Below are 12,954 nucleotides of genomic sequence, written 5' to 3'. Positions count from 1 at the left end.
TTTTACGGTTCTAAAGCCGGGAAGAGTGTTGAACCACCTTTTCAAAATGGTTCAACCGTACCCATCACAAACCGATTTCATGCGCAAAGGGTGGGTTCGCGCCGGCCCGCGAGACCGTGACCGCAGCAGCCTTCGCGCCCAGCGCCAGAGCCTTCCTGATCTGGTCTTCCGTCAGCGAGGCAACCTGCGCCTTGGTCAGAAGGCCCTGCATTTTCAGCGAAGCAAGAATGCCGGCATCGAAGGTATCACCCGCGCCGACAGTGTCGACCACTTCCACCCGCTCAGAAGCCACTTCAACCTTGAGATTGGCGCTATACCCCACCGCGCCCTTGGCGCCACGGGTGACAACGACGAGTTTCGCACCATGGTGCAGCCAGTGGCGGGCAAGCGTGTCCTCATCACCTTCCAGACCGAACCAGGCAAGGTCTTCATCCGAGAATTTCACGATATCCGACATGGCCGCCATGCGGCGAATGCGGGCCATGTGGGACTGCTTGTCCTTGATGAAGCCGGGGCGAATATTCGGATCGAGCGAGATGACGCGGCTTTCGTGCTCGCGCGTCATCAGCGCCTCATAGGTGCTGCCGCAGGGCTCCGGGATGAGGCTGATCGCGCCGAAATGCAGCGCCTCGCAATCCGCGCCCAGCGCCGGAAGCTCCGCCTCGGTAATCATTCGGCCAGCGGTGTTTTCGTCATAGAAGGCATAGGTCGCATGGCCATCCACCAGCTTCACGAAGGCGATGGTGGTCGGCCGCGAAAGGGTGGCGCAATAGCTGAAGTCGACATTGCTGGCGCGCAGGGTTTCCCGCAGGATATCGCCCATCATGTCATCGGAAAGACCGGTGAAAAAGGCGGAGGGAACGCCGAGACGCCCCAGCGCAATCGCCGTGTTGAAGACCGCTCCGCCTGCATAGGGGGCAAAACCCGCCTCACCCAGCGTCGTCTGCCGGGGCAGCATGTCGATCAGGGCTTCACCACAACACAGGATCATTACGGTCCTCCTCAAAACAGCAAATCAAATGGACTTAAATCGATTTAGACGAAGATCGATCGGAAGGCCAGCCGCAAAACCGAGCTGGCCGCATCCGAAATTAAGATTGCGGCAATTCGCTGACACCACCGCGTTTTGCCGACCATGGCAGCGGGTTATCGAGGAAGGCTTCGACCTCCGAGAGGGTCTTTTCGTCGAACAGTTTTTCAGCCCGGGCAACGGCCAGAACATCGCGCCAGGTGGTCAGGTAATGCAGCTTGACATTGCCATTGGCGAAGCGCGCTTCGGCCTCTTCGAAGATGCCGTAATAAAACAGCGCGATGCCGTGATCGACAATGCCGCCCGCCGCACGGATGGCGTCGATGAAGGTGAACATCGAGCCGCCGGCCGTCGTCAGATCCTCGATGACGAGAACGCGTGCGCCTTCCGGCATATGGCCTTCGATCTGGGCGTTGCGGCCATGACCTTTCGGCTTCTTGCGGCAATAGATCATCGGCAGGCCGAGGCGCTCGGCAAGGAAAGCGGCGAAGGGAATGCCCGCCGTCTCGCCGCCTGCCACACAGTCGAACTTCTCGAAACCGGCCTCGCGCATCACCGCCGCCGCCGCAAAATCCATCGCTGCCGAGCGGATGCGCGGGAAGGAGATGAGCTTGCGCATATCGATGTAAACCGGGCTCTTCATGCCCGAAGCGAAGGTATAGGGGCTTTCGGAATTAAAGTGGACCGCCTTGATTTCCCACAACATCTTCGCAACCAGTTCCGCAACGACGGCGCGGTCAGTGAATGTGAAATGGTTCATAGGCGTTCTCCTTTTTCGGCCTTGGTTTTTCGCTCCGAAAACCCGGATCGGTTTTCGGAAAGCACAACGTCTCGGTTCAGCATTGCAGGTATCCGCAGGCGGCGCAGAAGGGCGAATGCCTGGGGACCATAACAAAACCGCCGGCAGTGCCGGCGGTTACTAAAAAATCAACTCACATCCCAATGGAGCGGGAACATCGGATCGAACACGGTGACCGGCCCGGCGCCCGTCTCGATTTTTTCAGGAAAGGCCACCGCTTCCTCGCGCTTGACCAGCGTGATGGTCTCCTCGTTCGGCGCAAGACCATACCAGGCCGGGCCGTTGAGCGATGCGAAGGCTTCCAGTTTATCGAGGGCGTTTTCATCCTCGAAGACATGGGCAAGGCAGCTCATGGTGTTGATCGAGGTATAGATGCCGGCGCAGCCGCAGGCGCATTCCTTCAGCGGGTCCACATGCGGCGCGGAATCCGTGCCGAGGAAGAAGCGTGCATCGCCCGAAGTCGCGGCAGCCCGCAGCGCCAGCCGGTGCTCCTCGCGCTTGGCGACGGGCAGGCAATAATAATGCGGCTTGATACCGCCGACCAGAATGGCATTGCGGTTGATGATGAGATGGTGGGTGGTAATGGAGCCGGCGATGTTGGCCTTGGACGACTTAATGTAATCCACGCCATCGCGGGTGGTGATATGCTCCATCGTCACCTTGAGTTCCGGCAGGCGCTGGCGCAGAGGCTCCAGAACCGTATCGATGAACACCTTCTCGCGGTCGAAAATATCGACTTCCGGCGTCGTCACCTCACCATGCACGCAAAGCGGCAGGCCGATCTTCGCCATGCGTTCCAGAACCGGCATGGCCTTGTTGAAATCGCGCACACCGCCATGGGAATTGGTGGTCGCACCCGCCGGGTAAAGCTTTACGGCAGTGATGAGGCCGCTTTTTTTGCCCTCTTCCACATCGTCGGCCTGCGTGTCCTCGGTGAGATAGAGGGTCATCAGCGGCTCGAAACGGTCACCGGCCGGAATTGCCTTGACGATGCGTTCGCGATAGGCGCGGGCATCGGCCGTGGTGACGACCGGCGGCACCAGGTTCGGCATGATGATGGCGCGGGCGAAATGGCGGCTCGTATCCCCGATCACCCCTTCCAGCATTGCCCCATCACGCAGGTGCAGGTGCCAGTCATCAGGGCGGCGCAGGGTGAGCGACTTCATCGGGATACCTCGGAGCATGACGGAATTGGCGCCCGCTTAGCATCTTTTGCCGCGGGAAAACAGCCGCCATAGTCCATCCGGCGGCTGTAAATGTCATTTTTTTAAAACATGCCTCAGATGTTGCCCGCTTCCGGCCCCCAGACATCGGTCATGGCGAAACCATCTGCCAGCGGATCAAACGGATCGAGACCCACCTGATGCAGGCCGAAGGTGAAGCCGCGCCCGGCAATGGTGGGGATGACAGCCGGGCGGCCGGCCACCTCGGTGACGGCGGAAAGGCCGACATCGAATTCCGAACCGATGATCGAGCGGGATTTATACTCGTCTCCCACCTTCACCTTGCCGCGCGCATAAAGCGTGGCGAGATTAGCGGAATTACCTGTGCCGCAGGGCGAGCGATCCGCTCGGCCCGGCCACATGGTGGTGCAGGTGCAGATGGAGCCATCCGCATCCACATCGCGGAACATGACATAGGCAACGCCGGAAATGGCCGGGATTTCCGGATGAACGACGGTCATTTCACGGTTGACCAGATCTTTCAGGATCATGCCCGCCGAGACCAGTTTGGCCGCATTGGCCTTTTCGATCGTCAGGCCAATCTGGCGGACATCGACGAGCGCATAAAAGATGCCACCATAGGAGATATCCATCGTCACCCTGCCCCATTCGGGCGTGTCGATGCTGACATCCAGCTCATGCACGAAGGACGGCACCATGGTCAGCTTGACCTTTTCGCAACGACCGTCGCGGCAGGTGGCCGTGGCCTTGACCAGACCGGCCGCCGTTTCGAGGACGATAACGGTTTCCGGCTCCTGCATTTCCACCATTCCGCTTTCCAGAAGCGCCGTCGTGGCGCAGATGGAATTGGAACCGGAGCTGGCATGCGCCTGATCCGGCTGGAGAATGACGAAAGCGGCATGCGCATCCGGGTGCTTCGGCGGCAGGAGAAGATTGACCGACCCCATCGGCGTGCCGCGCGGCTCCAGCGTCAGAAAGCGACGAAGCGCCTCACCCTGCGGATCGGTATTCATCCAGTGAAGCTGTTCGGCCACCGTGTTGCCAGGAATCTTCGGCGCGCCGCCGGTGACGACACGGCCGATTTCGCCTTCGCAATGAACATCGAGAAGCTGGAGGGTGCGTTTCCAACGCATGGGGGTCTACTCCGGAAGTTGGTTTGTTGACCCGACCATACAGATAAAAATACAAGCTGTATACAAATCTGCGAGGGCGAGATGGTGAAAACCGCTTACGATTTCACCATCTCGCTCTTGATCTTTGATCTATCGGTTACGGCACTCTGCACGGTTTCGATTGGCGGCCGTCTCGCAATTCACTCTCGACGACCGAACAGCCTGATCGTCCACCACGGAACCGGCGGTATCGCCCACCGATCCGACGGTATTTTCCACGGAGCGGCCGAGCCGTTCCACCTGCCTGCCGTAATTTTCACGCGTGCGCGGATCGAAGACCGCAATCGGCGCGCTGACCACGACGCTGGCCGCCGTCCCGACGGTTTGCGCAGCCCCGATGCTGACGGCACCCAGCGCCTCACCCAGACCGACATCGGAATCCGTCACCGTCTGCCCGGCGATAAGGCGGTCGCCGATAAGCCGGACAACTTCAGGGCTTTCGGCAAATTTTCCATGGTTCAGGCGGTCGCCGGATTGCAGCTTGGTCAAATCCAGAACGGTGATGCCGGCTTTTTCAAGCTCGCTGCGATAGGGCTCGACCGATGGGTCGATCTGGCCGAGACGATCGACATTGCCGGAAATACGGCGTGACAGGCTGAGAGCCCTATCATCCTGCGAAACGAACAGAGTGAATTTCGGCGGCGTTTTGCCGAGGCTTGCGAACTGCCGGCTGAACACGTCCACATCCAGATCCGGCGCGGCCAGAATGACATTGCCGATCTTCGGATCGACGCGGCCATTGCGAATAGCCATCTGGCGCAGCGCCTCCACCGCAAGCCAGGTGCCCATGGAATGGGCCATGACGGTGACCTCGCCGATGGACTTGTCCTTCGCGAGGCGGGTCAGCATCTCTTCCAGCGCATCGCGCGAGTAGTTGGTGCTTTCCTTGTCGTAATTATAGTCGAAAATGCTCGCCCGCGACGGCCAGGTGAAGACCACCGGCACGACATCCGTGCCGGAATCATGGACGATCTGGGCGAAACGATAGACGGATTCTTCGTAACGGTTATTGAAACCATGCACGAAGACCAGCACGCGGCGGTCCTTCTGGATATGTTTGCCGATCCAGCTTCGTGTCTCGGCTTCGGAGCGAATGGGCTCCACCGCCACCGTTGTAAAATCCTTCAGCGGGTTCGGCGGCAGTTTCTTCGGCCATTGCACCTGCCCGACCTTGCGGTTGGCATTGGGCGGAATGGAAACCGTCACCGCATCCACCTTCAGACCCGTTCCACGCTCGCCGCCAAAAAGCACGGCGGCGTTTTCCGATGGTGCGCGGGTGGTGGCGACCAGAAGATTGACCGGTGTGGTTCCCGCCACGGTCTGCCCCGTCGGCGTCATGACCCCGATCGGACGCCCCCCGCAGCCGGCGAGCAGGGCGACAATGGCGATCATGGCCACGAAGCGAATGGGCATCACTTTACTCTCCTACAACCCAGAGGCAGCCGGACAGCAGCCGGGGGAGAGGATTTTCTACCGGAGGCGGAACAGACGCGCCAGCAACCACAGCGCAGGAGCGGACAATTTCCGCCCCGGTGTGTCCAAACGGACCCAATTGCGCTGCTGTCACACCGGCAACGGGGCGCCTTCTAAAAAGCAGGCCTATTTCTGCGGCAGCATCGTGCCCCTTTCGCGCAGAGCCGCATGCCAGGATAGCGCTTCTTCGATGAGATGCGGCGTATGTCCACCCCGCGCCGCCGCCCGCTGGTAATAATCCGTCAGCGCATCGCGATAATCAGGATGCACGCAGTTCGCGATGATGACCGCCGCGCGCTCGCGAGGCGCCAGCCCACGCAGATCGGCAAGCCCGATTTCGGTGACGAGAATATCGACATCATGTTCGGTATGATCGACATGGCTGACCATGGGCACGACGCTTGAAATGGCCCCGCCCTTGGCGATCGATTTGGTGACGAAGATGGACATATAGGCGTTGCGGGCGAAATCCCCCGAGCCGCCGATGCCGTTCATCATGTGCGTTCCGCCGACATGGGTGGAATTGACGTTTCCATAAATATCGAATTCCAGCGCCGTGTTGATGCCGATAATGCCGAGACGGCGGATGACTTCCGGGTGGTTGCTGACCTCCTGCGGCCGCAGGATAAGCCTGCTCTTATATTCCGCCAGTCGCGGCATCACCTGCTCGTTCATGGCAGAAGACAGCGTGATCGACGACCCGGAGGCGAAAGTCAGCTTGCCCGCATCAAACAGTTCGAAAGTCGAATCCTGCAGGACCTCCGAATACATTTTGAGATCGTGAAACGGTGTATCGATGAAACCATGCATCACGGCATTGGCGATGGTGCCGATGCCGGCCTGGAGCGGCTGGAGCTCATGGGTCATGCGGCCATGACGCACCTCGTTCAACAGGAACTCGGTGAGATGGCCGGCAATGGCCTTCGTCTCGTCATCCGGCGGCAGCACGGTTGAAAAACTGTCGCTCTTATCACTCAGCACGATGGCGGCGATCTTTTCCGGGGGCACCTGAATGAACGGCAGGCCAACACGGCTATCCGTCGCCACCACCGGAATGGGCATGCGGGTCGGGCGCCTGGCGGGAATGAAGATGTCGTGCAACCCCTCCAGCACCTCGGGCTGCGACAGGTTGATTTCAACGATCACCTTGTCAGCCAGAATGGCGAAGCTCGCGGAATTGCCGACGGAAGTGGTGGGCACGATGCCGCCTTCCGCCGTGATCGCCACAGCCTCGACAATGGCAATATCGACCCCGTGGATCTGGCCACCGCGCAATTGCTCGACCGTTTCGGAAAGGTGCTGATCGATGAACATCACCTTGCCGTCATTGATCGCCCTGCGCAAAGCCGGATCGGACTGGAACGGCATGCGACGCGCCAGCATGCCCGCCTCCACCATGGTCTTGTCGAGATCGTTGCCGAGCGAGGCGCCGGTCATCAGGGTGATTTTCATGGGGTTCGTCTTGGCGCGCTCGGCCAGCGCCAGCGGCACCGCCTTCGCTTCGCCGGCCCGCGTAAAGCCGCTCATGCCCACCGTCATGCCGTCCTGAATGAGACTGGCGGCCTCTTCGGCGCTGACGATCCTGTTCAAGAGGGACGCGTTGCGGATACGCTTTTCAAGCATGCAATTCTCCATGATCTGTCATCACGATGGCACGGCATTCGGCTGGCCACCTTTCGGCGACTATGGCGTGCAGTTTCATCGATGAAACTGACATAGATCAAGGGTGCGCACGGAACCATGGTTTCGATGCATCACATCCCGTTCAACAAACCAGAAGTGGCGCATCCCCGCGACAGGCCACGGGTGTCTTCTCACCATCGCAGGCTTGCAATCGTCAAAAACCCCTCCCTCACCACCGGCAACAGGCGACGAGGCGAGGTCATCCCGTGCAACACGGAAACGTCCGGTGTCAGGGGCCTTCACAGACAGGCGCCTGACCGAGCACGACCTGCCCCACTTCCGCGTCATAGGCCCGCAGACCGAATGCACCCAGACTTATGACCCGGTAACAGGGATTGCCGCCCGTCCACAGCGGATCGACAACATCGATATCGGTGATGAAGCGGTGCGCGCAGGCCTGACCGGAGCTGTAGGCGATACCTTCGGCGGTCGTACCTGCCATCGGCACATGGATATGGCCAAAAATGATATGACGTATACCGGCCGGATGAGCGGCGAGACGGCGCATGACAGCACCGTCATCATGCATGCCGATATGTTCGAAATGGCGGATGCCGCAATCCATCGGCGGGTGATGAATGAACACCGTCACCGGCAGGTCGCCCGCGCCTTCCAGCGCACTCTCCAGCCATGCCAGACGATCCGCACCATATATGCCGCCGATCACATCGGCCTCGTGGCTGTCGAGAAACAGCAGCCGGCCGAAGTCGGTATCGATGAAGGACTGGATATAGCCGTTATCGTCACGCGGCTGCTCCGGAAAAGCCGCGACGAATTCCGGGCGGCGGTCGTGATTACCGAGCATCAACCGCACGGGGATCGAGACGGGCGCGAGGATGTCGCGAAGCAGCTCATAGGCTTCCGGTTCGCCGTAATTGCAAAGATCGCCCGTCATCACAAGAAGATCGGCATCGGCATGTTTTTCGACAATATCAGCCACCGCCGCGCGCAGCTGCTTTTCCGGGTCAACGCCGTTTACAGCAATGCCGGGGGGTACAAGATGAGTGTCGGTAATCTGGATGATCTTCATAACAGGTCTTTCTGCGCAAAATGGCTGCGGGAACGGATTTCCCCGCAGCCTTTTCGATGATTTTGCTTATTTCAGCAGGGTGTTGGTCTGCTCGACGATCTGCTTGAGACCAGCTTCCGGCGTCACCTCACCGCGCATGACAGTGCCGATGATGTCGCGCTGGGTGCGCCAGATACGGACGGAATCGCCACCCGGATAACCGGCCCAGGGCAGAGAACGGTCAGCCTGAAGCGAAGCGGTCTTCACATTAGGGTTCTCGACATAATAAGGAGCGAGGAAGTCCGGGCCGGTGGCCAGCTTGTTGGTGGGCAGGTAACCGGTGATGCGAACGATGGTGTTCTGCGCTTCCGGACCGGTGATCCACTTCAGGTACTTCCAGGCGGCGTCCTGCTTGGCCTTTTCCTGGGTCAGGATAACTGCCGAGTTGCCGCCGGTCGGAACGCCGCCCTTTTCCTTGTTGTCGAGCGGAAAGGTAGCGGTCTTCAGCTTGAAGCGGTCGCCGACCAGACCCTGGATCGTCTGAACATGGGCAGGCGTCGAGAAGATGAAACCGGTGAGGCCTGCACCGAACTGCTGGCGCGACTGATCCCAGTCGAGCAGGTTCTGGCCGCCTTCGGTGACGAACTGACGGGTCATCTTCAGGGCGTTGAGGCCGATCTCGTTGTCGAAGCCAACGGTCTTGGCCTTCTCGTCAACGAGCTTGCCGCCCTGTTCGACGATGAGCGCCTGCCACAACCAGTCATCCGGCCAACCGTTGATGTCGTAGCTCATGCCAGCGAACTTCGGGTCGAGAGCCTTGATCTTCTTTGCGAGAGCAATGAGTTCCGCAAATGTCGTCGGCATCTTGTCCGGGTCGCCGCCAGCCTTGGTGACGAGGTCGGAGTTGATGTAGATGATCGGCGAGGAGGCGTTGACCGGCAGGCCATACTGCTTGCCGTCGATCTGGCCGAGGGCGGCCATCTTCGGGCTGTAGTTCTTGTCGAGGAAGGCCTGACCGCCTTCAGCCTGAATGAACGGGCCAAGATCGGTGATCTGGTTGCGCGGTGCAAGCGTGTGAACGAGTTCCGCCGTCAGGTTGTAACCCGAGAAATAAACATCCGGCAGATTGCCCGTTACGGCGGAGCGCAGAACCTGCTGCTGGCCTTCATTATAACCGGCGGCCGGAGCGAGGAAGTTGATCTTCACGTCCGGGTTCTTCTTCATGAATTCATCGGCCAGCGGCTGATGGAACTTGGTGAAGCCCGGCAGGTTGTAGAGAACGTTGAGCGTGATTTCATTGGCCAGAACCGGCTGAGCGAGGCCCGCAAAAGCCATGCCGAGAGCCAGACCGCCCATCACAGCGCGTCGGTTGAGTTTCATGTCAGTCTCCAGAGAGGTTGGGAGGAAGAAATCTGAACGGCGTCACTTGACGCCGGTCATGGTAATACCGGCGATGAAGTGCCGCCGTGCGAGGAGGAAGCACAGCACCATCGGCGCGGTAATCAGTGTGGCGCCCGCCATCAGCGCACCGTAATTCGCGCCGGATTCGACATCGGCGAAGAGCATCATGCCAAGCGGCGGCGGGGCGAGATTGGTGTCGGAGACCACGATCATCGGCCAATAAAGGTCGTTCCAGTGGGCAACGAGCGAAAAGATCGAGAAAGCGGCGAGCGAAGGCAGCGATCCGCGAAGGACCAGCCCCCAGCAAATCTCCATTTCCGAGAACCCATCCATGCGGGCAGCCTCGATGATTTCATTCGGATAGCTGCGGAAGGACTGGTTGAACAGGAAGATGGCGAAGACCGAAAGGAAGAACGGCATCATCATCGCGAAATAGGTGTTCAGAAGCTCCGTCTTGGCGAGACCGACAAAAAGCGGGAGGGCGAGCGCCTGAATGGGAACGCAGAGCGCCGCAATGACGAGGCCCAGCAGCAGCTTGCGGCCCGGGAACCGGAGCTTCGCCAGCGCATAGGCAGCCGGAACCGACGTCAGGATCTGCACGACGAGAATGCCGACGCAGACGATGACGCCGTTGAGCATGAAACGCGCCATCGGCACCTGACCCGCCGCCCGGGCATAATTATCCACAGCGTCGAATTTCTGCGGGATCGGCCAGAGCGAGACATCGAAAATCTCTGCCGGTGAGCGGATCGAGGTCAACACCATCCAGTAGAACGGCAGGAGCATTACGAAAGCGCCAAGGGCAAGCACGAGATGTGGGAGATATTTGCGGAGTGCGGCCATCAGTAGTGCACCTTCCGGTCCATGTGCAGCGTCTGGCCGATAGACAGGACCAGCACGATCGCGAGGAAGATAATCGTCAACGCGGCGGCATAACCGGTGTTCGAATATTCGAAACCTTCGAGATAGAGATCGAACAGCAGGGTTTCCGATCCGAAGCGGCCCTTGGTGAGCACAGCCACCGTCTCGAACACCTTGAAGGCCGAGATGGAGGTGGTGACCACCACGAACATGGTCGTCGGCCCAAGCATCGGCCAAGTCACGGTCAGGAAGCGGTCGATCGGGTTCTTGGCGCCATCCAGCCGCGCCGCCTCGTGCAGATCCTTCGAAATGGCGGTGAGGCCCGCGAGGAACAGCACCATGTTGAAACCCAGGATCTGCCAGACGCCCATCAGCGCCATGGTGGGAATGAGGAGGACGGGATTGGAGAGGAAGGCGACCGGCTCGAAGCCCAGCCATTTGATCGCCGCATTCACCGGACCGAGCGAAGGATGCAGCAGGAACTGCCACACGGTCGCCATGGCAACGAGGGTTGCGGTGACGGGGAGGAAATAGGCCACCTCCCAGAAAGCCCGGCTGCGCTTGCGGTTATAAACGAGCAAAGCCACGCCGAGCGCCAGAAACACACCGAAGGGAATGACGATGAGCGCATAGATGGCGGTGTTGGCCAGAGAGCGCAGGAAGACCGTATCCTGAAACGCCTTGACGAAGTTTCCGAGGCCGACAAAGCGGGTGGAGAGCGAACCGAGCTGGTAATCGGTGACGGAAAAACCGGCGAGAACGAGCATCGGAACGATATAGATTGCCAGAAGCAGCAGGCTTGCGGGGGCAGCGAACATCAGGCCGCGCCAGATCATCCGCCGGTCCGCCTTTGACAGCCGCGGGCGAGCCTTCGCGCGCGCGGCCGTGGAAAAATCGACCGCCGTCATGCCGGCACCCGTTCGCGCACCGTCACCTTGCGACGCAGGCCATCGGCCGCGAAAAGATGCGCGCGTTCCGGCGCAAAGCCGAGATTCATCACGCCATTCATATCCGCGCCCACGGCATCGCCGGCGCCCTGACGCAGGGTGATGGCGACCGTCTCGTCGCTCAGCAGGCGGCAGCTCACAAAGCGGTCGGCCCCGTGGGTTTCGCTGCGCACCACGCGCACGGCAAAACCTTCTTCGCCCGGGCGCAAATCTTCGGCACGAAGGCCGAGCGTCGCCGGGCCGGCATCGCGGCCCACACCCTCGATGCCAAGATCGCGTCCAAAGGCCGTGACTTTACCCTGCGCGTCGATTTCGACCGGCAGCAGGTTGATCGATGGCGTGCCGATGAAACGCGCGACCGTCAGCGTCGCGGGCTTGCGGTAAAGCTCGTCCGGCGTACCAAGCTGCTCGATGCGGCCTTCCGACATCAATGCGATGCGGTCGGACATGGTCATGGCTTCGATCTGGTCATGAGTGACATAGATGAAGGTCGCCCCCAGCCGGCGATGCAGGCCGGCCAGTTCCTCACGCATATGGGCGCGAAGCTTCGCATCGAGGTTGGAGAGCGGCTCGTCCATCAGGAAGGCGGCGGGCGAACGCACCAGCGCCCGGGCAAGCGCCACACGCTGACGCTGGCCGCCGGAAAGCTGCGCCGGCTTGCGATCCAGCAGATGCGCGATCTGTAGTGTCTCGGCCGCCTGTTCGACGGCGGCGTCGATCTGGCTCAGCGTTTCCGCCGGGGCCACAAATCGTCCGACCAGCGGCAGGCGCGCGGCGAAGGGCAGACGCCGCATCCTAAGCGGTGTGGCAATGTTCTGGCGCACGCTCATATGCGGATAAAGGGCATAGGACTGGAAAACCATCGCCAGATTGCGATCGCTCGGATCAACCTCAGTCACATCCTGATCGCCGATGGAGACCGAACCGCGATCCGGTGTTTCCAGCCCCGCAATGATACGCAGAAGCGTGGACTTGCCGCAGCCCGACATGCCGACGAGAGACAAAAACTCTCCTGGACGGATGGAGAGATCGATCTCTTTCAGAACATCGTCAGCCCCGAAGCCTTTGCCGATGCCCGAAAGTTCAAGTGATTGTGGCGTCATTCTGCGCTCCTTTTCTGGAGCGCATATGCTTATATTGTATGACAATATGACGAAGGTTTGCGGAAAGTTCGATGACACTCGAAAGCCCGGTAATCTCGGACTATCGGAAAACCCTTTGGTACAGGCCTCCACCCAAAACCACTAATATTTAGGGGGTATTGCTCAAATATTCCCCGCGCGCATTTATAGGCTGTGACCTTGCCCCCAAGTTTTATCCAGTTTTGAGTTCGCTCCAGCGGTTTTGGGTTGCTGTATTCGGGGCGGTAGCGGCGGGGTGCGGTGCGGAGCCATT

At 60.0% G+C, this 12,954-nt stretch carries 11 protein-coding genes; all 11 read right to left on the bottom strand.

Features of this window, described 5'->3' with window-relative positions:
* Positions 1-64: 64 nt before the first annotated feature.
* The gene (locus ACQZ5N_RS24705; protein WP_003520009.1) at positions 65-991 is read right to left on the bottom strand and encodes a carbohydrate kinase family protein; all 927 of its coding nucleotides are present in this window, start codon (positions 989-991) and stop codon (positions 65-67) included.
* Positions 992-1,091: 100 nt separating this feature from the next.
* Entirely contained in the window at positions 1,092-1,790 is a 699-nt protein-coding gene (locus tag ACQZ5N_RS24700) for an orotate phosphoribosyltransferase (protein WP_003520012.1), read from the bottom strand.
* Positions 1,791-1,957: 167 nt separating this feature from the next.
* Positions 1,958-2,995 (bottom strand): dihydroorotase, encoded by a 1,038-nt coding sequence (gene pyrC, locus ACQZ5N_RS24695; protein WP_080856948.1) that lies wholly within the window; start codon positions 2,993-2,995, stop codon positions 1,958-1,960.
* Between the two features lie 113 nt (positions 2,996-3,108).
* The gene (locus ACQZ5N_RS24690; RefSeq protein ID WP_448734403.1) at positions 3,109-4,146 is read right to left on the bottom strand and encodes a 4-hydroxyproline epimerase; all 1,038 of its coding nucleotides are present in this window, start codon (positions 4,144-4,146) and stop codon (positions 3,109-3,111) included.
* Positions 4,147-4,275: 129 nt separating this feature from the next.
* Positions 4,276-5,598 (bottom strand): alpha/beta hydrolase, encoded by a 1,323-nt coding sequence (locus tag ACQZ5N_RS24685; protein WP_448734416.1) that lies wholly within the window; start codon positions 5,596-5,598, stop codon positions 4,276-4,278.
* Positions 5,599-5,784: 186 nt separating this feature from the next.
* Positions 5,785-7,281 carry an acetyl-CoA hydrolase/transferase family protein gene (locus ACQZ5N_RS24680; protein WP_448734402.1) on the bottom strand — a complete coding sequence of 499 codons (1,497 nt, stop codon included), beginning with the start codon at positions 7,279-7,281 and terminating at the stop codon, positions 5,785-5,787.
* 289 nt (positions 7,282-7,570) lie between these two features.
* Positions 7,571-8,371: a phosphodiesterase gene (locus ACQZ5N_RS24675; protein ID WP_448734401.1), complete on the bottom strand. Its 801-nt coding sequence runs from the start codon at positions 8,369-8,371 to the stop codon at positions 7,571-7,573.
* A gap of 66 nt (positions 8,372-8,437) precedes the next feature.
* Complete coding sequence (locus tag ACQZ5N_RS24670) at positions 8,438-9,730, bottom strand: ABC transporter substrate-binding protein (protein WP_448734400.1); 1,293 nt, start codon at positions 9,728-9,730, stop codon at positions 8,438-8,440.
* 42 nt (positions 9,731-9,772) lie between these two features.
* The gene (locus tag ACQZ5N_RS24665; RefSeq protein WP_003520023.1) at positions 9,773-10,594 is read right to left on the bottom strand and encodes a carbohydrate ABC transporter permease; all 822 of its coding nucleotides are present in this window, start codon (positions 10,592-10,594) and stop codon (positions 9,773-9,775) included.
* Complete coding sequence (locus tag ACQZ5N_RS24660; RefSeq protein ID WP_448734399.1) at positions 10,594-11,520, bottom strand: carbohydrate ABC transporter permease; 927 nt, start codon at positions 11,518-11,520, stop codon at positions 10,594-10,596. Before ACQZ5N_RS24660 ends, ACQZ5N_RS24665 begins: the two co-directional genes overlap by 1 nt.
* Positions 11,517-12,662 (bottom strand): ABC transporter ATP-binding protein, encoded by a 1,146-nt coding sequence (locus ACQZ5N_RS24655; RefSeq protein ID WP_448734398.1) that lies wholly within the window; start codon positions 12,660-12,662, stop codon positions 11,517-11,519. The genes ACQZ5N_RS24660 and ACQZ5N_RS24655 overlap by 4 nt, the downstream gene beginning before the upstream one ends.
* Positions 12,663-12,954: the final 292 nt, after the last annotated feature.

It is taken from the genome of Agrobacterium sp. 22-221-1 (assembly GCF_053522445.1).
This window is presented reverse-complemented; position numbering and strand designations above follow the sequence as displayed.

Bases quoted from the DNA above. Each gene is read 5' to 3' on its own strand.
- ACQZ5N_RS24705 (WP_003520009.1), bottom strand. From the start codon at position 991: ATGATCCTGTGTTGTGGTGAAGCCCTGATCGACATGCTGCCCCGGCAG.
- ACQZ5N_RS24700 (WP_003520012.1), bottom strand. From the start codon at position 1,790: ATGAACCATTTCACATTCACTGACCGCGCCGTCGTTGCGGAACTGGTT.
- pyrC (WP_080856948.1), bottom strand. From the start codon at position 2,995: ATGAAGTCGCTCACCCTGCGCCGCCCTGATGACTGGCACCTGCACCTG.
- ACQZ5N_RS24690 (WP_448734403.1), bottom strand. From the start codon at position 4,146: ATGCGTTGGAAACGCACCCTCCAGCTTCTCGATGTTCATTGCGAAGGC.
- ACQZ5N_RS24685 (WP_448734416.1), bottom strand. From the start codon at position 5,598: ATGCCCATTCGCTTCGTGGCCATGATCGCCATTGTCGCCCTGCTCGCC.
- ACQZ5N_RS24680 (WP_448734402.1), bottom strand. From the start codon at position 7,281: ATGCTTGAAAAGCGTATCCGCAACGCGTCCCTCTTGAACAGGATCGTC.
- ACQZ5N_RS24675 (WP_448734401.1), bottom strand. From the start codon at position 8,371: ATGAAGATCATCCAGATTACCGACACTCATCTTGTACCCCCCGGCATT.
- ACQZ5N_RS24670 (WP_448734400.1), bottom strand. From the start codon at position 9,730: ATGAAACTCAACCGACGCGCTGTGATGGGCGGTCTGGCTCTCGGCATG.
- ACQZ5N_RS24665 (WP_003520023.1), bottom strand. From the start codon at position 10,594: ATGGCCGCACTCCGCAAATATCTCCCACATCTCGTGCTTGCCCTTGGC.
- ACQZ5N_RS24660 (WP_448734399.1), bottom strand. From the start codon at position 11,520: ATGACGGCGGTCGATTTTTCCACGGCCGCGCGCGCGAAGGCTCGCCCG.
- ACQZ5N_RS24655 (WP_448734398.1), bottom strand. From the start codon at position 12,662: ATGACGCCACAATCACTTGAACTTTCGGGCATCGGCAAAGGCTTCGGG.